This window comes from Nanohaloarchaea archaeon SW_7_43_1 (genome assembly GCA_003009795.1).
GTDB lineage: Archaea > Nanohalarchaeota > Nanosalinia > Nanosalinales > Nanosalinaceae > SW-4-43-9.
In genome coordinates, this window is record PXPE01000001.1 from 832,079 (window position 1) to 851,929 (window position 19,851).

Annotated in this window: 20 protein-coding genes and 1 tRNA gene; 6 read left to right on the forward strand and 15 right to left on the reverse strand. The window is 42.6% G+C overall.

Going from position 1 to position 19,851, the window contains the following annotated elements; genetic code table 11:
• Positions 1–411: a hypothetical protein gene (locus tag BRC29_04850; protein ID PSG99418.1), complete on the reverse strand. Its 411-nt coding sequence runs from the start codon at positions 409–411 to the stop codon at positions 1–3.
• A 127-nt stretch (positions 412–538) separates the two neighbouring features.
• Here BRC29_04850 and BRC29_04855 point away from each other — a divergent pair, with 127 nt between their 5' ends.
• Both BRC29_04855 and BRC29_04860 read left to right on the forward strand, forming a co-directional pair.
• Positions 539–946 (forward strand): hypothetical protein, encoded by a 408-nt coding sequence (locus tag BRC29_04855; GenBank protein ID PSG99419.1) that lies wholly within the window; start codon positions 539–541, stop codon positions 944–946.
• Positions 947–979: 33 nt separating this feature from the next.
• The gene (locus BRC29_04860) at positions 980–1,870 is read left to right on the forward strand and encodes a hypothetical protein (protein ID PSG99420.1); all 891 of its coding nucleotides are present in this window, start codon (positions 980–982) and stop codon (positions 1,868–1,870) included.
• 1 nt (position 1,871) lies between these two features.
• On the opposite strand, the gene BRC29_04865 is transcribed toward BRC29_04860, so the two are convergent.
• The 8 genes from BRC29_04865 to BRC29_04900 all read right to left on the reverse strand — a co-directional run bounded on the left by BRC29_04865 (position 1,872) and on the right by BRC29_04900 (position 9,044).
• Positions 1,872–2,159, reverse strand: a complete 288-nt coding sequence (locus tag BRC29_04865; protein PSG99421.1) for a hypothetical protein — start codon at positions 2,157–2,159, stop codon at positions 1,872–1,874.
• Between the two features lie 4 nt (positions 2,160–2,163).
• A complete protein-coding gene (locus tag BRC29_04870) occupies positions 2,164–2,850 on the reverse strand; it encodes a hypothetical protein (protein PSG99422.1) in 687 nt (228 codons plus the stop codon).
• Positions 2,844–4,058, reverse strand: coding sequence for a hypothetical protein (locus tag BRC29_04875; GenBank protein PSG99423.1), 1,215 nt, complete (start codon positions 4,056–4,058; stop codon positions 2,844–2,846). Before BRC29_04875 ends, BRC29_04870 begins: the two co-directional genes overlap by 7 nt.
• Positions 4,059–4,119: 61 nt before the next feature.
• Entirely contained in the window at positions 4,120–5,370 is a 1,251-nt protein-coding gene (locus tag BRC29_04880) for a hypothetical protein (protein PSG99424.1), read from the reverse strand.
• Between the two features lie 10 nt (positions 5,371–5,380).
• On the reverse strand, positions 5,381–6,538 hold the full coding sequence (locus BRC29_04885) for a tRNA pseudouridine(13) synthase TruD (protein ID PSG99425.1): 1,158 nt from the start codon (positions 6,536–6,538) through the stop codon (positions 5,381–5,383).
• A gap of 4 nt (positions 6,539–6,542) precedes the next feature.
• Positions 6,543–6,893 (reverse strand): aminoacyl-tRNA hydrolase, encoded by a 351-nt coding sequence (gene pth2 / locus BRC29_04890; protein PSG99426.1) that lies wholly within the window; start codon positions 6,891–6,893, stop codon positions 6,543–6,545.
• Positions 6,894–6,972: 79 nt separating this feature from the next.
• A tRNA-Val gene (locus BRC29_04895) sits at positions 6,973–7,050 on the reverse strand.
• 80 nt (positions 7,051–7,130) lie between these two features.
• On the reverse strand, positions 7,131–9,044 hold the full coding sequence (locus BRC29_04900) for an ATPase (GenBank protein PSG99427.1): 1,914 nt from the start codon (positions 9,042–9,044) through the stop codon (positions 7,131–7,133).
• Between the two features lie 32 nt (positions 9,045–9,076).
• Here BRC29_04900 and BRC29_04905 point away from each other — a divergent pair, with 32 nt between their 5' ends.
• The 3 genes from BRC29_04905 to BRC29_04915 all read left to right on the forward strand — a co-directional run bounded on the left by BRC29_04905 (position 9,077) and on the right by BRC29_04915 (position 10,324).
• On the forward strand, positions 9,077–9,517 hold the full coding sequence (locus BRC29_04905) for a hypothetical protein (GenBank protein PSG99428.1): 441 nt from the start codon (positions 9,077–9,079) through the stop codon (positions 9,515–9,517).
• Between the two features lie 52 nt (positions 9,518–9,569).
• Positions 9,570–10,061, forward strand: coding sequence for a nucleoside-diphosphate kinase (locus tag BRC29_04910; GenBank protein PSG99429.1), 492 nt, complete (start codon positions 9,570–9,572; stop codon positions 10,059–10,061).
• Positions 10,062–10,123: 62 nt separating this feature from the next.
• Positions 10,124–10,324, forward strand: a complete 201-nt coding sequence (locus BRC29_04915) for a PspC domain-containing protein (GenBank protein ID PSG99430.1) — start codon at positions 10,124–10,126, stop codon at positions 10,322–10,324.
• Between the two features lie 96 nt (positions 10,325–10,420).
• Here BRC29_04915 and BRC29_04920 read toward each other — a convergent pair whose 3' ends face one another.
• Genes BRC29_04920 through BRC29_04945 form a run of 6 tightly spaced genes read right to left on the reverse strand, consistent with a single transcriptional unit; the run spans position 10,421 to position 17,697 of the window.
• Positions 10,421–12,064, reverse strand: a complete 1,644-nt coding sequence (locus BRC29_04920; protein ID PSG99431.1) for a phenylalanine--tRNA ligase subunit beta — start codon at positions 12,062–12,064, stop codon at positions 10,421–10,423.
• 58 nt (positions 12,065–12,122) lie between these two features.
• Positions 12,123–13,514 (reverse strand): phenylalanine--tRNA ligase subunit alpha, encoded by a 1,392-nt coding sequence (locus BRC29_04925; protein PSG99432.1) that lies wholly within the window; start codon positions 13,512–13,514, stop codon positions 12,123–12,125.
• Positions 13,515–13,546: 32 nt separating this feature from the next.
• Positions 13,547–14,332, reverse strand: coding sequence for a hypothetical protein (locus tag BRC29_04930; GenBank protein ID PSG99433.1), 786 nt, complete (start codon positions 14,330–14,332; stop codon positions 13,547–13,549).
• Between the two features lie 36 nt (positions 14,333–14,368).
• Positions 14,369–15,472: a tryptophan--tRNA ligase gene (trpS, locus tag BRC29_04935; protein PSG99434.1), complete on the reverse strand. Its 1,104-nt coding sequence runs from the start codon at positions 15,470–15,472 to the stop codon at positions 14,369–14,371.
• 3 nt (positions 15,473–15,475) lie between these two features.
• Positions 15,476–16,579 (reverse strand): o-succinylbenzoate synthase, encoded by a 1,104-nt coding sequence (menC, locus tag BRC29_04940; protein ID PSG99435.1) that lies wholly within the window; start codon positions 16,577–16,579, stop codon positions 15,476–15,478.
• The gene (locus BRC29_04945; protein ID PSG99436.1) at positions 16,576–17,697 is read right to left on the reverse strand and encodes a hypothetical protein; all 1,122 of its coding nucleotides are present in this window, start codon (positions 17,695–17,697) and stop codon (positions 16,576–16,578) included. The genes menC and BRC29_04945 overlap by 4 nt, the downstream gene beginning before the upstream one ends.
• Before the next feature lie 419 nt (positions 17,698–18,116).
• Between BRC29_04945 and glyS the strand changes: the two genes are divergently transcribed.
• Positions 18,117–19,835 carry a glycine--tRNA ligase gene (gene glyS, locus BRC29_04950; GenBank protein PSG99437.1) on the forward strand — a complete coding sequence of 573 codons (1,719 nt, stop codon included), beginning with the start codon at positions 18,117–18,119 and terminating at the stop codon, positions 19,833–19,835.
• Positions 19,836–19,851: the final 16 nt, after the last annotated feature.

The following is a 19,851-nucleotide window of genomic DNA, read 5'->3' on the forward strand; positions in this document are numbered from 1 at the left end:
TTAATCTATCCTAATTTTTCTTTTATCTGTTTCTTCTCCCGCATGCTTCACTGTAACCGTGTACAGCCCAGGCTCCAGTCTTTCGTTGGTGAAACCATCGTAGACTGCTACTGCGTTACATGTGTTGTAGAAGTCGGAAATAGGTGAATCATCGGATTTCTGAATATTCAAGGTAACCTCGTCGTCACTTTGACTGTAGCTGTATGAGAGATCCGTATCTGGGTTCTGTACAGGGAAATGTCCTGAGAAGTAAAATTTGTTGTGTCTGACATCCATGTTTGAGACTGTACCTCTTTCGTACTGGCACTCAGTCTCAAGGTCTGTGAAATGTACAGGATTTGATGCTCGGACTAACAGTAGTCCAAAACCAGCTGCGACAATCACTGTTACTACGGCCCAAAACTTAGTCATAATTATCCCTACGTGGTAGTTAATATTAAATACCTGATGAGAACAATCTCCAATGACTCAAAATAAAAATTTAATTTAGTGCTGCTGTTGCTTGATCATTTTAAAGTTGCAATGAGATATGTCCTATATGCCAATTAGAGTTTGGATGGTTTTCGAGGCAGTAGCACCTGAGAAAGAAGCTGTTGAAAATTCAATGAGTGAACATATCGAGAGACTTGGATCTGATGAAGGTGTTAAAGTATCAGATAAGGAACAGGAAGAGACTAAGGAAATGGATAATCCACATCCAAGCCTTGAGAAAGGGTATTCTAAAGTGGTGGAGCTTGAGGTTGAGTTTGATGACTTCACCACTGCATTGAAGACAGTAACTAACTATGGACCTACGTACGTACAGTTTGTAGGACCGGAGAACTTCAAAATGGGGATGAAGGAAGCTCAGGAAAGCCTTCAGACGGTCGCGGATACTATGCATCAGTATACACAGAAAGGGGTTGGGGGAGTTGTAGTGTCAAGAGAAACAGATGAAACCGCCTAACCTATATAATTTAAGAGCCAGAAATTGGTACTCATGAAATGGTTCTCGTTATTCTTACTGTTCCTGATATTAATCTCAGGAGCATCTGCAACTACTATTGAATCAGAGTCCCTAGTCATTGATCTGGAGGCCTCAAAGGCACAGGCTGAAGTAAAGGTTGAGGAACTAACCTCTTCCGACTTCACATATATCACCTCTGCCAACGTGGAAGATATTGACGCCAAGATTGACTCAAAGGAGTTAAACTGTAAAGTTGAAACTCTGGCTCTCGGAGATGAAGTTGTGTGTGAAACAGATAGAAAAAAGAATTTTACTGTAAAACTAAATTATCAGTTTTCAGGTCAAATGAGTGATGGCAAAGAGCTAAAGACTTTCAGATACTCTCATCCTATCTATAGGCCTACAAAAAACTTTGAGCTGAGAGTTGAGCTACCTGAAGGAGCAGGAGTTGCTCAGGAAAACGCGGACAGACCCATTTCTCCCTCTGAAGGAAAAGTTGGCAGCGATGGAAGAACAATTTTCGTAGAATGGGAGAGAAAACCGCAGATAGGCGATACACTTAACTTTGAGATTGCCTATGAGCCTTTGAACTCTAAGAGAGGTTATGAAAGCATTTTTATGGTAGCTGTGCTAACCGCTGTTCTGTTACTGGCCGTTCTAGGAGGTTACAAATACTGGAAAAGAATAAATAGAGACAGCGTAGAAAGCCTATACTCTGATCTCAATCAGGACCAGCGAGATATTATTGAACTACTACGTGAAAACGAAGGCGAGATGTTGCAAAAGGATGTAGTAGATTCTTCCGAATACTCTAAAGCAAAGATATCTGGATTAGTATCCAAACTAGTGGAGAAAGATGTGATAGAGAAGAAGAAAGAAGGCAGAAGCAACAAGTTAACTATCTCATCCTCCTACAGATACTGATTTATTTAGAAACAGCAACAGGGACAATCCGTGTACCTGAACTACTGATAATTCTGCATACACACCTGAGGTCTGTATTCTTATCCACTTTATCGGAGATATTAACATCTATAACTCCAGGAGGATAGCAAGCGGCTGACCCATCAAAGCTTTGATTGGACTTTATCTGTTGTTGAAGTGAATCACAGTACCTACTGTCCGGTTCATCATTCAAGTGGAATGAACCAACCAGCCCGATCAGGAGGCCTAAAATGGCTGCACCTACAACAATCAGGTTTCGTTTCTTCATGGTTTTACTGGCTCTCTGAGGTCGAGTTAGTTGAGTTTAAACTGGTTTCAATGTCTTGCTCAAGAGAATCTATTGACTGGAAACCTTGCTTGACTTCACCATTGATCACCAAAGTCGGATACTCTTCTACATCGTAGTAATTAAGCAGGAAGTTTATTGGCTGCATATCTAGCTCTGTATCCAAGGGATAGACAACTACATCTTTTCCGTACCGCTGTCTTACCTCGGTCAGGACTGTAGCTTGATCGTTACAGGCATCACAGCCATCGCTGTAGAAATAAACTATATCGACTACTTCTCTATTGCAGGCATCATCGAAGTTTCTTATCTGCACAAGATTCTGCAACAGTAAGTTCATGTATCTCTTCTTGACAGTTGTATATTCTCTGTTGTCTATCTTGTTTGAGTCCTCATATGCGGCAACTTCCAGTCTAAGATTTCTTATATCATCTACTGTGGTATTCACCCATCCTTTGACCGCTCTGCAGTCATTTTTCTCCAAGTTCTCTGATAGCTGTAATCCTACAAGCCTCGATCTCTGCTCTACCTCAACCTCCTCAATCTGAGATTTCAGGTTGTTCACCTTATAATCGTTCAATGAGAGTGCTGTGTAAAAAATTCCTGAAAATATTGCTGCCGTCAAAAGCACTGCGAACAATGGGTACTTCCATTCTATTTCTCTTTCTACCATGATCTTTCGCCTCTCAACTGTGAGATGACCGCTGCAACCCAGAAAAGAGCGAACAGCAGGCCATATACTGTCAGGAAAAGTATGTAATGAACTTTTCTTTCCCAAAGACTTAAATCCTCCTCCGCCGTCCTCAAACTTAAAACCAACATAACAATACCTGCAAAACCGAGAATGCTGTAGAAAACATGGAAGATCGAAATACTCTGTAAGGTTAGATGGAACTGTGTTGGTAGGGATCCGGTCAGCATGTAAACACTGAACAGTTGGAAAATCCCATCTATAACTCTGTAAATCATATGGAAGAGCATGAAAACTACGGTCACCACCCAGATAACATTGAACGGTATTATTATGACACCAAGATTCCCATACCGTGGATTAAACCAGAACTCCTTGTATTTTATTGCATTCTTTATGTAGCCTCCATACCATCTTGTTCTCTGATCTATCAATCCTCTGAAAGTGGCGGGAGACTCCGTGTCAACATACGCATTTGTACTATTTTTGATAACTGCACCGTCTTTGAACATCCGGAAGGCTATCTCCATATCCTCCGTCAGTGTTTCCTCATCCCAACCACCCAATTCTTTAAGATATTCGGCATCATACAGACTTCCCGGTCCCGGCATCACCCACTGAGCGTCAAATATAGCGAAGAGCTTTCTCAGGAATAAATTATAGATATATTCAGCCCACATAACTTTTTGGGCCCAGGTTTCCGGGTTTCTGACCTTCATAGCAGTTGTAACACCTTTCACGTCATTCTGTTCCATGTGACCTACCATCGATTTCAGCATGTCTTTCTCCGCAAATGAATCTGCATCCATACAGGCAACCAATTCGGTCTCAACCCTCCCAAGTGCCTTATTAAGCGAATTTGGCTTTCCGCTGTTTTCTTTATCAATTATCTCTATCCTATCACTGAACTCCTGCATCCTTTCCAGAGTAGAGTCAACTGAACCATCATTGATCGCTATTATCTCCAGTTTATCCATTGGATAATCCATGTCTAACAGAGAACGAATACAGTTCTGAATATGCTCTTCTTCATTGTAAGCCGGTACGAGAAATGTTACCGATGGAAATCTTGTAGGTTCAGGATCTTTCTGTATCTTGCCTCGGTTGAAATAATACACGAGCAACCACATTGAGGCCGAAAATATCATTACTCCGAATATACCTAAATAGAGGATTTCAACCGGTTCCATTCTGCTTTACCTCATCAAAAAAATCAGTCCCAGACTAATAAATAGGGTCGGTGGATACCGGTTAAGCTTTTGGCCTCTCTAGATCGTAGACATAATAATTCCTGCAGTTATTGGAGAAGGATTTCATTATCTCGTAGGGTTCATCCGAGGATAGGACAGCGTACTTTACATCCTCCTCATCTCTTAGTTCAGAAAGACTCTTCCATGGAGACATCACAGGCTTATCAAGTCTGTATCCGGCTATCGCCCAGCTATCGGAGACAAACTTTCCCTCTAGATCTGAGGAGTAGTCCAAGGCATTTTCAAGCGGCTCTTCACATCTCTGATGATTCATCCCATCCGTCACAACTCCAAAACCTGAGGTAATCAGCATGATAGCAGAAGCAAGGTAGAAAAACTTTCTATCTAGGCCTCTATATGCTACGAGTAGAAGAAAGGGTAGAATAGCGAGCCAGTACCGAGGGTAGGAGTTACCTGAAATAAATATAATAAATATCGTATATGCAGTAATCATCGATTTCTCAGTTAATCCGGTATCTTTCCAGCCCGGGTACAGCGCCGGTATTAGTCCTGAAAGTGTGAATAGACCTGATTTTACACCTGGTACAACTGAGGCCACGAATCCGGAATCCGACCAGTGTGAGACCCGTGTCAGATACATTATGATACGGGCGAAAAATCCTTCGTAGTAAATCTTGCTGTACAGAAGAAACGGTGCGGAACCCATCAAACCACCTAATATTGGCTGTGAAATCCTGTTTCTTCTCTCTAGAATATAGCCTACTCCCATCCCTATAGCAAGGACTAAGAACACGTACCTAACAGTGCCGGCGATCGAAATTAGTATTCCCGCTAAGAAATGTCTGTCTCTTTGAAACATATAGAATGATCCGAGTAGGAAAAGTAGGGCTGGAACATCCGTGTAGATATGAGCGGACCAGTACAACAGAAGAGGTGAGAAAGCAAAAACTGCGGTTATCCGAAGTGGTTCATCAAATTCTTCCAGCGCTATTCTGTGAAAAACTACGATACAGCCAATTCCAGCAAGAACAACGATAAAACGTGCCGAGAATGTGCTTTCTCCGGTTAAAAGCCATATTCCCGAAACTGCATATGATACTGCTGCGGGTCTACTTTCCTCAAAGTTGGAACTGTCACCAGAGAAGTATTCAGCGTTCGTCAAAAACGAGCCTTCGTCCCACTCAAGAGCAGCTGTGTAAGCGATAGATGAAGTGAAAAGGAGAAAGAGCACCAGTAAAAGTCTGATATCGAATAATTTTTCCAGCTTAGTACTTTTGTCTGGAATATTCATTGTGGTAGATTCAGTCGTTCTTCATTATCTCTCTCAGGAAAACGGTTGCGTAAGCTCCCTTAGGAAGGTCGAACTTGACTGTCATTTTGTTCATGTTCATATTGAGATTATCTTCTCCAATCTCGAGAACATCAAAGTTCCTGAAATCGGCGAATGCCCTTCTGTAGGTCCCTTCGCTTCTGAGATCTGGGAAGTTCTGTAGTCTGAAATCTTCCTGTGAGACGTTTTCTTCCTCAAGAACTTTCTCAATTAAGTTTTCAGGCTTTCCGTCTTTGAGATCGGTTTTGTACCCTACCAGAGGAATTTCATACTCGGGCTCATACCAACCGTTTTCAACCAACTGTGAAAGCGCACGGTTGAATACCCATGACTGATAAGCATGTACGAAAAGCTGCTGTAGACCATCCGGAAGCCGTTTGATAGCTCCTTTATAGTCGCCAGGATTCTTGGTCAAGTGATAAAGAAGTGCTTTCTCGTACCTGTACTGTTCCGGGAATTTCTCTGCTGCATCCTCTACCTCACGTGTCTCCCAGAGCTCATCCCTTATTTTTCTTATACTCTTGTACTCTTGATCATATGGTTTGGCTATATATGTCCATACCGCCTCCTCATATTTTTCCTGTAGAATAAGTCGTCCGACCTGATGTGTGATAGGTCTTGCGGATCCAAATCTTTGTTTCCCGAAATAGTTGGGGAACTTGCTGTCCATTTCTTCAACTATCTTCAGCGCACGGCTTCTGAGATCCTCCATAGGAAGTTTTAACTGCCTCAAAGCTATCTCAAATCTGTTTGCATCAAGGTTTCCCAAACCGACATGTCCGTTTCTACCTACTACCTCAAGTTCAAACTCATCTGTAAATATCTGGTTAACATCCTCCTGTGATACTCCCTGTATCGAGATATGCTGTTCAGTTACAGCTCTCTTGTCTTTGTTTCCTGCATATCCTATCCTATTCTTTGAAATATGGAGCATGTTGGATAGCTTGGAAACAGCCTCCATAGTGGTCATGTTCTGTTTTCTCAGCTTCACTATTAGATGATCTCCGTCTACATCTGTCTGATGCGAGGCTAGTTCTTCTACTATAAAATCGTTTACCTGTTCCTTTATCTCACCCTCTATTCCAGGCATTTCCGTGTTATACTCCCATTCCATCAACTTTTCCATCATTTTTTTAACCTACAAGCTCCAGTTCTCCCGTCATACTATCTATTTTGTTTTCCTTATCAGGACCAATTCCAAGTGCTGTCACAGTACCAGGTTCAACTTCTGTCAAGCCTGCATCATTCACTAAACAAGCAGGTATATCTTTACTCTTAGTCTCTGCATATAAATCTTCCAGCTTTCTTTCTCCAGATGAAACCACCACTTTCTTCCCACCTCCAGATTCCCAATCGGAAATAATATTAGAATCCGCTTTTCTATAGGCTCCAACCGATGCGTGACATGATTGTGAAATCTGTTTTCCTCGGCTTATGTCTAGATCATCTCTGATTACTATTACTTGTTTTAGTTGATTGGACATATCTAGTTGTAGCTCCTGAAAGTTTAAGTACTTGGTGGTGACAACAGTTCATGGTTTTCGTCTGGATGTCAAAGACAAATGGGTTCGCCCAGATTCGAACTGGGGATCTTCGCCTTGTAAGGGCGACGTCTTAGTCCAAAGATAGCCGAGCTAAACCTTGGATAACCAACTAGACCACGAACCCAATAAGCGTCACAAAACGTTAGCTCAGGCAATTCTTTTAATTGAACTGGTAGATCAGACCTCTTTCTCCAGAACCGGATCATAGACATTTTCACCACTCGAATAATAAGGATAATAGACAATCTCTGCTTCATTAAGCCCAACCTCTTCCGGCTCTTTATCTACATCTATCAGTTTTTCTTTCTCCACCCTTTCCTCTACAATGGCGTTTTCAAATATACTTTCCATCGGCTCCAGCTGTCCATTTTTCACTCTCTCTTTCTTTCTGAGAGATTTGATAATTGAGGTTGTCTTTGACAATGTTACATCAAGTTCCTCCATAATCTCACTTTTATTCATTCCATCTTGAATATGCTCGAGTACCTTTCTTTCCTTATCCGATACCTTATTCATTTCGGCCTTTTCTTCCCCGCTTACAGCATCATACAGAATTTTTTCATTGACTGTTTCTTGAAGGTAAAGAGGATAATAGGTTTTATTGTATTTCTGGCCTTTCTCAGTTTCGACTTCCTGCAACGATTTCTCAGTCTCGAACATTGTTACTTTCTCCTTCTGTTCATAGTTCTCAGTTGTCTGAGTTGTCCCTCCATGTTTCGAATTCCTTAACCTGATATCTGTCATAACAGGGTACTCGTTCCCCAGAACAAAGGCAACACCTGGCGGTAGCGATTTGATCATTGATTCGACCTCGCTGGTAATACCTTCAAACGACTTAGAAATAGCTTTGAGATCGTTTGGATTTGTAACCCTGAGGATGAACTGAGTATTACACTGACTGAGAACATTCTTATCGATTCTTGCCGGTCTCTGAGAGATAACTCCGATTCCAAGACCAAACTTTCTGCCCTCTGAGGCGATCTTCCTGAGTATCTTGTTGCTTAAAGCCTGTTCAAATCCTTTTTCCGGAGCAAAATTATGTGCTTCTTCTATTACCATTATGAATGGCGGAATCTTGTTCTCCTTTCTCAGCTGGAACATACGCTTAGCGATCATGAACATCGTCATTTCAGCATTTTCAGGCTCTACAGCTTTCAGGTTAATTATAGTTGCCTCGCCCGGCTCCAGTAAATCCTTGAGATCTATCGCATCCTCGGAGAAAAGCCCGGATCTCTCCAACTGCTCCAGCGAGTTCAAAAGATTCCATTTGGCGGTTGAGTCCTCATTAGAGACCTCATCCATTATATCATTCAGATTATAATACTCATCTTTATCTCTGAGCCTCTTCAAAGCATTATAGAGCACACCCATCTGGGAATTGGTCAATGAATCAGGTATTACGTCCAGAAGCTCCTTTTTCTCCATATTAATCGAGGAAAAAGACAGAGGCAGTGCTTCCTGATTTATGTCAGTATTTGGCGAGTACTCATTTACATCATAGCCTTTTCTCTGACTTTCATCCTCATTATCTAGGTTAGGGCGGGAAAGAGAATTGAACTCACCATGAGGATCAACCACCATAACCGGTAAATTCTTTTCTAGCATTTCCTCAATCAGGACAGCAACCGAGTACGACTTTCCGGCTCCGGTTTGAGCTAATACAGCAAAATGCTTGTAGAAATCGTCCTTATTCACGTGAATATCAATATTTGGGTTTGTCTCAAGATTTCCAATCTTCAAGCCGTTCTCCTCAAGACCGAGAGTATCAGAGATCAGTTCCTGATCTGCCGCGTAGACTATAGAATCAGGCTCAATCACTCTTCTCGGCGCCTTCGTAAGGCCTTTGTTCCGATATCCGATTATACTTGCTTTTGCTATCGTTTCTCCATCCGGTTTCTTCTCCACTTCTTCTACTTGGGCCAGTATCCATTTGTCATCGCTCTTAACCGAAACGAAATCAAATTTCTTCACTTCCTCTGTGGCCCGAAAATTGAATGTAGAAGTGTTAACCTTTCCCTCTATTGTTCCTAACTGCATCCCTGTTTTCAACTTCTCTGTGAAGATTGATAAATTGACTCCTAGGTAAAACACAATTTAAAAGATACCTAACTAAATTTGTAATCATGAATACGGATCTTTCCGAGGGACTGGAAAAAAATCTGTTTTTCATCGGTATAAGTATTCTGATTATCGTGACCGCGGCGGGGATAAAAAATTCTACGGTCCCCAGCGAACCGGTCAAAGTTGGATATACCGAAGTCAAGACGGAATGTGTTGGGATAGGGACGGGTGTCTGTCTTGGACTGGAAAAGAGATCACATACCACTTACAACTATGATAGCTATGAGAATCCTGAGCCAGGTACAGAGAATTATTATCGAAAAGTTGAATCCGAGCTGATGCTTCGAGCATACAGAACTTGTGATTCCTCTATGTCCGGCATGGAATGGACTGAAGTGGTAGAGTACCAGAATCAGACGGCTTCGGAATGGGTTGAGAACGATAAAATTGATGTTCTACCGTGTGAGAAAACTTTCTACCGCAGTTTAAACGCCAAAAGCTAATTTAGTTTAAAAAGCTTGCAGAAGCCATCTTATTCACAAGAGATGATCAAAAATGGTAGACGCAAAATATGTTGAAAGGACATTTGTCGCGCTTAAACCTGATGCTGTAAAGAGGGGTATTGTAGGAGAGGTCATTGAGCATTTTGAGACCGCCGGGTTCAAGATCTCTGGCATAAAAATGGTTCAGGCGACCGACCAGCTACTTGAGAAACACTACGAAGAACATGTCGACAAACCTTTCTACGAAGGACTTGCAGAGTACATGCAGGAAGGGCCTATCATAGCTATAGTCCTTGAAGGAGTGCATGCAGCAGAAAACGTTAGAAAAATTGTGGGAGACACCTCTAATAGAGAGGCACATCCATCGACAATCAGAGGCAAGTTCGGACATATGTCAATGGATCACGCAGATGAGGAAGGAAAACATTACAAGAATATAATCCACGCTTCAGAACCAGGCGAAGCAGAAAGAGAAATTGAGATCTGGTTTGAAGAAGACGAGCTTCATGACTATCAAGTCGCTTATGGGGAAGAGACCAAATAAATTCTCTTACCTTTTCTCGTTTCTACCATTACTCTAAAAAACTCAATTAATAATAATTGTTTATGGCAGAAAACAGAATTTATCGATCCGAATCCGATAAAATGCTAGGAGGAGTTTGCGGTGGAATCGCTGAAGTATACGACGTTGATCCAACACTAGTAAGACTGGTTACACTGTTTATAGTCCTCACAACAGGCGCAGGAGCACTAGCTTATCTTGTAGCATGGCTAATTATGCCGGTAGAATCAGAGATCAAAGGATGATAAATCAAGTGTAGCGGATGACGAGCCCTGCGGGACTCGACAAATCGAAGATTTAAGTTTAGAGAGTCCTCGACAATCGAATTTTGAGTACCGACGCTACCTTTCCTCTCTAATTTTCTCCAGGTCAAGTTCGAAGCCAGCAGTTTCCATCTCCAGTTCCCAGTTTTCCAAGACCTTATGCGAAAACTCTCCAATAAAACCAATTTCCTCACTGTCTAAGATCAGTCTACCCGAACGACCTGCTCTAAAGAATGGCTTATTATCTTCCTTCACTTCAATTTCGATACCGAGATCTCTCTCAAGAACCTGAAGCTTTTTTCTCACATCTGTAAAGCCGATGTCGGAACCGGATTCGACATAACCCAATTTTCTTTTTTCGGAAGCACCTATATCAGAATCATCTGTTTCCACCACATCACTGGTTTCAAAGAAATTCTGTGGATAGCCGTTGTGCCTGTTTTGTTTCAGGACCTGGAGCAGTGAGGGAAACATTAGATGTCGGACAGCTGAGTACTCCTCTGAGAGCGGGTTCTCTATCTTTACGTAATTACCGTCATCTTCTTTCTGGATCATCGAGGTGAGATTCTTTTCGTTCTCATGTAAGTATGTCAATGCCTCGAGCGCGCCTGTTCCAACCATCGAATCTCTAATTATCTTTGACAGATTTTCTATCCTTTGTTTATCCCCGATCTGGTCGATGTTCGGGATTTCTGGTTTTATATTTGTATAGCGATGTGCAATAATCACATCTTCGATCAGGTCATACTGATGCATTATGTCCGCTCTGTAGCAAGGAACTTTCACCTTGATTTCACTCCCTGCCTTTGCGCCAAACTTCATCTTCTTCAGTCGGTTGATGATCTCTGTCTTAGAAAGATCAAGTCCTGATACTTCCCTCAAGTACTCTGGATCAAGCTCGAATTCTTCAGGGGATAGATCCGGCATTCTCTCATCATTAACTTTCACAGAATCAATCCGGGCGTTTCTCTCCGCCAGCGCTGTAACTATTATATTCAAAGCTTTCTGCACTTTGTCTCTGTCCTTACCCGTAACATCGATGAATAAATCTGTTGTTCCGCTGTGAACCTCTGTCAGCTGGTTGTTAATTATCGGTGGGAAGCTGAGTACCTGATCCTCTGAATCAACAATGATGGGGTATTTGTCCTCATCCTCAAGTACCCAGCTGTATTCTCGGCCTTTTTCGTGTTCATCCAGAATCTCTCCGAGCTGCATTTCTTTCTCATGTTCCAGAGGCGTAAAGGAAACTGTTTCAGCCTCAACTGCTTTGTATTCGAAAGGTGGTTCGATTGCAGAGAGATCGTGGAGTCCGATCGCCAGCTTCTCTCTTCTTCTTCCCATCGTTTCATGCAATTTCTCCTGCAGCTGTATCAGACCGTTTATCATTCTTTCAGTTAGATCAAGATCACGTACAACTGCACATCCAATATGAGGTCTTACATTTTCAACGGATCCATCTACTTCGATGTGGATATCTCCTTTATTCACATTGTAGCCTTCCAATCCTGTATCTATCCCGAAGAAACCTCTATATGCTCTGGAAAGACCTTCTACGGAGAGAAGATCGGGCCGGTTAGGGTATACTTCTACATCCCATTTGTCTCCCTCAACATGATTCCAGTGTGATCCGAGGAAAGATGCCTCCTCATCCAGTTTTTGATCTGAAAACTCCTGACCAACCAGTTCTGTAAACTCCTTCTTGTTGATCTTGATATTGCTCATTATTTGAAAACCTCCGGTTTTCTGCTATTCGAAACAATTGACGAGATTTTTGTTTTCATCATTTTTCGACCTCCGGCCTCCAGACCGGTGTTTCATTGATTGTATTGATGTCGTTTCTGTAGAGCTCTCTGATATCTGATAATCCTGCTGCCTTGAAGGCAATTCTCGGAATTCCTAGTCCCCAAGCCAGAACTTTTGCCTCGAAGCCTAGCATCGGTTTCACTACTTCTGGACGGAACATTCCGGCTCCTCCCATTCCAAGCCATTCCTCGTCTTCTTCATCCCATACCTGTACTTCCACACTCATCTCAGTGTAGGGATAGTAAGCCGGAATTAAACGGAACTCATCGTAACCCATTTTCTCGAAGAACTCTGAGATATATCCTTTCAGATTCGCAAAGTTGAGATTCTTCCCTACGACGATTCCATCGGTTTGATAAAACTCTGCGAGATGGGTTCGATCAACAGTCTCGTTTCTAAAGTTTCTGCCAATTATGAAGAATTTTTTCGGCAGTTCTTCTTCATTAATATCTATCTGGTGGAGTCGCTGGGCGGAGATTGCGGTTGTATGGGTTCTGAGCAAGTTTTTCTTTGCTTCTTCTTTATTCCAGTCGTAACCGAAACCGTGGCTGCCCGTCTCCCAGCCATCTTCATGAGTCTGCTTTATGTGGTTGACTTTGTCTCCATACTCCGATAGATCGGATTTGCCAGGCCTCTCCACAAAGAAAGTGTCATGGAGTTCTCTGGCTGGATGATCCTGGGGTGTGTAGAGAGCGTCAAAGTTCAGTAAACCTGGTACTATGTAGTTTCCCTTCATCTCCTGAAACCCCATTTCCAGCCAGGTCTGCCTTGCATAAGAGATAATCTCTCTATAGTAATGCTTTTTACCTGTTCTCGGAGTCTTCGTTCTCGCCTTGACATTGAAATCTTCTTCTATCTCATCAAGGTCAGTTTCAGAGCCTTTTTCAGTTATCAACAGTTCTCTACGAGTAGTAATATCTGCCCTTACCAGCCCTCTCTCCTCGTCTTCATTCGTGAAATCGTCTTCCTCAAGTCTCTTTTTTGTCTCATCTTCGTATTCTTCCCCTATCTCGGTCAGTTCTACCACTCCCTGATTTATCTCCACCAGATTTTTATCCCGAGCTTTTCCGAGAGCCAAATCCAGATCTATGTCCTGTAGCTCAGAGAACCGGTTCTCCCCTTTCCTTACTTTTTCAACAAGCTGGTATTCTGGAGACCCTTTTTCGATTATTTTTTCTCCCTCTTCAGTGAGATCATAACCGAGAATTTCATCTTTCTCCACCTCTATCAGTTCTTTTTCCTCAAGCTCTATTGCAGCTCTATTAACCATGCTCTGGTCATAGCCTTCATCTTCCAAATCTTCAACCGTTAGTTCCGAATGCTGTTTAAGCTGTTCTAGAATTTCTTTTGCCTGAGGAGATAATCTCACATCGAACCAGTTTGGGCTTCAAGCTTTAATATTTACGCAGTTTCCAGTGCTGCAGCCACGAGAATCAGAGTAACTCCTACAGCAATTAGTTTTCCATAATCTATCCATGTATCCTGATCGAAATGTTCGCGGTAGATAGCGGCCGAGATTAGAGATCCTGTTATACCAGCGACTATAAAACCTGCCATCTCAAGCGATGCATGCGGAATATATGCTAGAGGTGGGGGAACATCTCCTGCACCGATTAGGATTTCCAGGCCGTTGAGTTTCTTCGCCAAGATCCCCATGAATACTCCGAGAACTGAAGCGTTCCAAGTGAGGATAAATGCTCCTGAGGAGCTCACGAGAGCTGATACAACCAATATCACGGTAAAAACCGCCAGGTTGTGCAGAAGTATAGAGATAAACTGTGCCTCCGCTGCAACCATACCTGTGATTTCTTTCAGGCTTGATCCTCCAAGATTCTGAATACCCATCATCTCAAGATCAGCTGCAAACTGTGTTATCTGAACGCTAAAGTTTTCCGGCGCCACAAAAAATGCGAGTAAAAAGAATGCCAGAGTTTCCCCAATAAAGAGCGAACCATATTGCAACCCTTCGTCAAGATGTGGTCTTCCGTTCTCCTCATCCTCTAAAAAGCTCCTAGTAAGTGGGTACAAAAGCGGTATAGCCGCAAATACAACGGCCAGAACTGATACATTTTCAGGAAGTAGGAAGTTTGCGACAGAGAACCCGAGAAGTCCAGAGGTCAACCCTAAGGCGGAAAGAAGTAGATAGTTATCATGCTGTTCCTCCCTGTAGATCAGTTCCGGCAGCATACTAGTCAATGGCGATAGCTGGTTTAAAGTTGTTTTCTAGATTTCAAAGTCGAAGTTCTGATCAACATACTGCTCAACCTTTGGACCTGCCTCTTCTCTTTTCCTGTGGTGTTCAGTTAGGAACTCCTCAATCTTGTCTTTCGCTATCTGTTTCAGTTCTCCTGAAAGCATTTCTCCTGAAGAGTATTCGTCTCTAATCCTCTGCAGTTCGGAGTCATCCTTGATCAGATGGAAAGTCAACAGTTCGAATACCATATCTTCATCAAGCTTCGCGCCTTTCTCTCGATGTTCTTCAAGTGTATCTCTTCCTCCGGTCTTCGCCTGATCGATTTTCTGCTTGGCGTCTTCAATAGTATCAGTTAATGCGATATAACTCTTTGGATCTGAGGAACTCATTTTTCCTCCTTGGAGACCTCTCATGAACTTGTTATAAGTAGAAGATGGTTTGATAAAATCCTGATCACGGTACTTAGATGCTACATCTCGAGTAAGCCTGATATGTGGATCTTGATCTAGTCCAATCGGTACAACCGTTGGTTTCTCACCGCCGTTCTCTTTAAATTGAGGTCTAAGAATATCGGCGTACTGCATCGTGGAAGATGCAATCTTTGCGGGTTCGGCGTCACCGTAAGTCGCCTCGACTTGATTCTGGGTAAGATACTTCGAGAACATCTTGGATCTGGCAAAATGGTTGTTACCTGCCTGGCTCTGGAAGTAGAAATCGACCTTCTCCAGATCTATACCCAGTGCAACATAATTTTTCAGATACTCCTCTACAACTAGTTTTCGAGATTCTTCCAGACTCATATCTCTAGTATTGTACGCCTCAATATCCGCTGCAGCGATCGTGATCTGAGCACCCATTTCTTGATACATCTTTATCTGGTCAACTACGCATTTGTGGCCGAAATGGAAGATCCCGGAAGGCATTATACCAGTCATCATTGCGAACTCTTCTCCTTCATCTCTGGCGTCCAGCAGCACATCTAGATCTCTGTGGCCGAAAACAATATTTCTGCGGATAAATCTGTGATCCGGAAGCCGATCCTCAACCTCTCCAATCGGCTCTATTCCAAACTTCTCCATCTTTTCGTTGTAGTTTCCTATCTCGACGTCTCCCCATGGATCTATATCAGGCATGTTTTATTCATCCTCTATACTGACCTTCTTTTCTGTAAATTTTTCAAGCTTCGCTCTATCTACACTGGAATAGAGACCCGGTTTTCCTGGTATATCTATAGATCCGCCTTTCATTTCGATACCGGACTCGATTACATCTTCCTCAAAGTAGCGTGAAGACGGAGAAATATCATTCCTCATATTTACCTCACTCAAAGACGCCGATGCAAGAGCAAATGAAGCACCTATACCTGTTTCGACTAGACCCCCAATCCAAAGATTAAGTCCTCCCTCTCTCGCAATTCTATTGATTCTCTGAGATTCCATCAAACCGCCAACTCTCTGAGGCTTCAGATTAATTATACTGCATGAACCTAATTTCACAGCTTTTCTTGCTTCTTCAGCACTCCTTATAGACTCATCAAGGCATATTGGAGTTTCAAGGACATCTGCCAGATTGGAATGATTATGCAAATCTCTGTGATGCAACGGCTGTTCAATCATTTCCAGATCAAATCTATCTAATGCCTTCAAGTCGTCAAAATTATCTTTGCTGTAAGAAGCATTTGCATCTACAGATATATCTGCATCCGGAAATCTGTCCCTAGCTTTCTCTAAAAAATCAATATCCTTTCCCTTATTTATTTTTATCTTGAAGCGGTTGTAGCCTTCTGAATCTCTTTGCTCCATCTCCTCAATAAGCTTTTCCACCGAACTTTTGATCCCTATACTTACTCCTACTTCAGCGGTTTTCTTTGATCCATCCATTAAGTCAGCGAGACCTTTTCCCTCCCGCAGTGATCTCTCATGATAAAGAAGAAACTCTCCAGCTGATTTTGCCATTTCGTTGCCCTTGTATTTCTCAACTCTCCTGTTGTAGTCCTGAATATCTGTAGCCTTCTTAATTTCAGGTACAATAAAATCCTTGACTAATTCAAAGGCGGATCCGGTTGTTTCATGACTGTAAAAGGGCGCGAACTGTGGTGATGCCTCACCATAGAATCTCAGATCATCTCTTTTAGCCTCCAGCACCACTACATTTCTATCCTCTACTGTACCAGAGCTTATTTCAAACGGCTCCCGGAGAGGTAACCTGACCTTTCTAACCGTTATAGAATCAAAATTCATGATTCTGCCTCCATTATAAATCTCTCAATTATCTCCACATATTCGTCCATGCTATCAAGTTCCACATACTCTTTTTCACTATGTGAATGATATCCTTCAGGACCAAAACAGACTGCTGGAATATCTCGAGACGTAAAAAATCGCATATCGCTGGCATAATCTTCCTTTCTCAGTTCCACCTCATTACCGGAAATTTGTCCTGCTGCTTTCGCCAGCTCTCTCACCTTACTGTCTTCAGGCGAAACTTCCATCATCGGAGCCCGAGCCGTAATTTCTACATTAATACCCTTGATGGATCTAATATCTTTGAGGACTTCATCAGCAGTGTACTGCCGGGAGCACCTCACATCTAGATTCATCTGAGCTTCTTCCGGAACTTTATTTACCTCATTCCCTGCTTCAAGCTTCCCAAGATTTATTGTAGTTGGAAAATCTCCATCAGAGAAAAGATCCTTTATTTCCTGATATTTGTCTATCAGAATTTCTGCCGCATTCACTCCTTTCTCAGGCTTTGAAGCGTGAGCAGACTCTCCCTCTGTAACTACCTTTAGCTGGAGGACTCCTTTTTGCCTTGTTACTATACTCGGGAAGTTCCCAGAATCATCCGGCTCAGCTGATATAACAAATCCCGGCTTCAAGCCCCGATCGACCAAATAACCTGTACCATTGAAACCTCCTAACTCCTCATCAGTGGTGAGCAGAATCGCTACGTTGTACGAAGAAGATTTCTCATTTATTTTCTTCATCGTCTTGATTACACAGGCCACACCTCCCTTCATATCAGCGGTCCCTCTACCGTATAGCTTACCATTCTTTTCCTCAGGCTCAAACAGCCTTTTATCTGCGCTGACAACATCAAGATGACCATGGAGCAAGATATCTGGCTTCATAGTATCGTGTGTCGAAATCAAAAGAGACGGTTTCTTTCCGCTCTCAAACTCTTTAACGTACAAATTTTCTGATTCAAATAACGCTTTAACAAAACTTGTAGATTCCTCAAGTTCGTTGGAGTTATCCTCTACAGTTCGGAATTTCACCAGCTTTCTTGTCAGTTCTTCAAGATTTTGATCTCCAAAAGCATCCACCCTGTGAAACTTCAGCTTCGTTCTTTCTATCATCTTTCGAATCGTTTCTCATCTTATCGACCAATCTCTAATTGTAAGAAAAGATTTAAAAAGCTTTAAGACCTTCTTTAGGCTTCTAGAGCTATAGCTAAGGCTAATAAAATCTAAAGCGATCTGAAAAGTTACCTTAATCAAAGAGACAATAATTTGCGCCAGGAAATATTCAGAGCTGGAGAAATAAGCATAAAGCTGGGGCTGGAAAATCTATTCAGATACTGGATTCCAAAAGCATCCACCTTTCAACCGCATATTACTACAAACACAGTTTACTCTTAAATCAATTTTGCAATACTTCTACCGCCAAAAGTTCTTCACCGGAGAGATCACGGACAAATGCTCCGCCCGCAATTTGATATATGGAGGAAATCTTCTAGGTCCTAGCTATAAAAATTTCTCTCGGAAAATGAATCTTTATGACTAATTTAAGCAGAAAAATAACTGAACTATCGAAACGCAGAGGTTTCTATTCGCAGACAGCCGAGGCCTACGGAGGAGTCGCCGGCTTCCAGACATTCGGTCCGGAAGGAGCCGAGTTAAAAAGAAACATTGAGAACTCCTGGAGAAAAAAGTTCTCGGACTCCCTCGGACACCGTGAAATCGAGGCTCCAACAGTAATGCCTGAAGCAGTTTTCGAGGCTTCAGGACATCTGGATACATTTGACGATATGATTATAAAATGTCCCGAATGTGGAACCTCAAGCAGAGCAGACCATATAAGAGAGGATCAAACCGGTATCGACGAGGCGGAAGGTCTGTCAATAGAGAAGATTGAACAGCTTTTCGAGGAGCATAACCTTGAATGTCCTGAATGTAGCGAGAACCTTGCCAGTGAAAAGGTTGAGGACTTCAACCTGATGTTTGAGACATCAATCGGTCCAGGAGATTCACAGAGAGGTTTCCTAAGACCTGAGACAGCTCAGGGAATATTCGTGGACTTCCCAAGATTCAAGGAGTACATGAGGAACGAGCTTCCATTCGGCATAACACAGATTGGTAAATCCTACAGGAACGAAATCTCGCCACGGCAGGGTCTGGTCAGGGTAAGAGAGCTGACACAGGCAGAGCTTGAACATTTTATTGACCCTGAGGAAGATGAACCCTCAATTGAGGATGTAGAAAACGTAAAGCTCAAGCTTTACTCCCAAGAAGAACAGGAGAAAGAAGATGGAAAAGTCAGAAAGATGACCGTCAGAGAAGCTGTCGATGAGGAAATAGTTGAATCCGAATGGATCGCCTACTACCTTGGTTTAGCCAAACAATGGTATGACTATATCGGTGTTGATATGGAACGATTCAGGTTCAGACAGCACCAGAACGATGAACTATCCCATTATGCCAGTGACTGCTGGGACGCCGAAAGCAAGGTAGATGACAAATGGATCGAGATAACCGGTTTCGCATACAGAGGGTGTTACGATCTGAAGAAACACCAAGAGCACTCAGAAGAAGACTATACAATCTTCAAGAAGTACGACGAACCTGTGAAGGAAGAAGTCACAGAAATATCACCCAATATGGGCTACCTAGGCCCGGAATACGGTGACGAAGCCGGTAAAATCAAGGATAGAATTCAGGAAAAAGCAGAGACGGATCCGGAAGCTTTCGAAGAGACAGAGATAGAGGTGGAAGTCAACGGACAGAACTACAGTATTCCTGAAGACAAATGTAGTTTAGAGAGAAAAACAGTTACCCGGAACGGCGAGCATATCCTGCCTCACATAGTGGAGCCGTCCTTCGGTATCGATAGAATAGTTTATACCGTTCTGGCACATTCTTATGATGAGGATGAAATAGATGGTGAAAAGAGAAAACTGTTACATCTTGAGGAAGAGGTTGCTCCCACCAAGGTCGCTGTATTCCCGATGATGGATAAGGATGGAATGGGGCAGAAAGCCAAAGAAGTGGCTGATCATTTGAGAGAGGCAGGTTTTTCGGTAAAGTATGATGACACAGGAAACATCGGCAAACGTTACCGAAGACAGGACGAGGTCGGCACGCCTCACTGTGTAACAATTGACTACGAAACTCTAGAAGATAAACCTCAGACTGTGACTATCAGGGACCGAGACAGTACGAGGCAGGAAAGAGTACAAATAAGTAACTTGAGGGATGAACTCTCCTCTCGGCTCTAAGTTTTTCTTAAATGGA

Coding starts and splice junctions, on each gene's coding strand:
- BRC29_04905 (PSG99428.1), top strand. CDS start 9,077: ATGAATACGGATCTTTCCGAGGGACTGGAAAAAAATCTGTTTTTCATC.
- BRC29_04910 (PSG99429.1), top strand. CDS start 9,570: ATGGTAGACGCAAAATATGTTGAAAGGACATTTGTCGCGCTTAAACCT.
- BRC29_04930 (PSG99433.1), bottom strand. CDS start 14,332: ATGCTGCCGGAACTGATCTACAGGGAGGAACAGCATGATAACTATCTA.
- BRC29_04865 (PSG99421.1), bottom strand. CDS start 2,159: ATGAAGAAACGAAACCTGATTGTTGTAGGTGCAGCCATTTTAGGCCTC.
- BRC29_04875 (PSG99423.1), bottom strand. CDS start 4,058: ATGGAACCGGTTGAAATCCTCTATTTAGGTATATTCGGAGTAATGATA.
- menC (PSG99435.1), bottom strand. CDS start 16,579: ATGAATTTTGATTCTATAACGGTTAGAAAGGTCAGGTTACCTCTCCGG.
- BRC29_04870 (PSG99422.1), bottom strand. CDS start 2,850: ATGGTAGAAAGAGAAATAGAATGGAAGTACCCATTGTTCGCAGTGCTT.
- trpS (PSG99434.1), bottom strand. CDS start 15,472: ATGCCTGATATAGATCCATGGGGAGACGTCGAGATAGGAAACTACAAC.
- BRC29_04945 (PSG99436.1), bottom strand. CDS start 17,697: ATGATAGAAAGAACGAAGCTGAAGTTTCACAGGGTGGATGCTTTTGGA.
- BRC29_04850 (PSG99418.1), bottom strand. CDS start 411: ATGACTAAGTTTTGGGCCGTAGTAACAGTGATTGTCGCAGCTGGTTTT.
- pth2 (PSG99426.1), bottom strand. CDS start 6,893: ATGTCCAATCAACTAAAACAAGTAATAGTAATCAGAGATGATCTAGAC.
- BRC29_04915 (PSG99430.1), top strand. CDS start 10,124: ATGGCAGAAAACAGAATTTATCGATCCGAATCCGATAAAATGCTAGGA.
- BRC29_04885 (PSG99425.1), bottom strand. CDS start 6,538: ATGATGGAAAAGTTGATGGAATGGGAGTATAACACGGAAATGCCTGGA.
- BRC29_04855 (PSG99419.1), top strand. CDS start 539: ATGCCAATTAGAGTTTGGATGGTTTTCGAGGCAGTAGCACCTGAGAAA.
- BRC29_04880 (PSG99424.1), bottom strand. CDS start 5,370: ATGAATATTCCAGACAAAAGTACTAAGCTGGAAAAATTATTCGATATC.
- glyS (PSG99437.1), top strand. CDS start 18,117: ATGACTAATTTAAGCAGAAAAATAACTGAACTATCGAAACGCAGAGGT.
- BRC29_04920 (PSG99431.1), bottom strand. CDS start 12,064: ATGAGCAATATCAAGATCAACAAGAAGGAGTTTACAGAACTGGTTGGT.
- BRC29_04860 (PSG99420.1), top strand. CDS start 980: ATGAAATGGTTCTCGTTATTCTTACTGTTCCTGATATTAATCTCAGGA.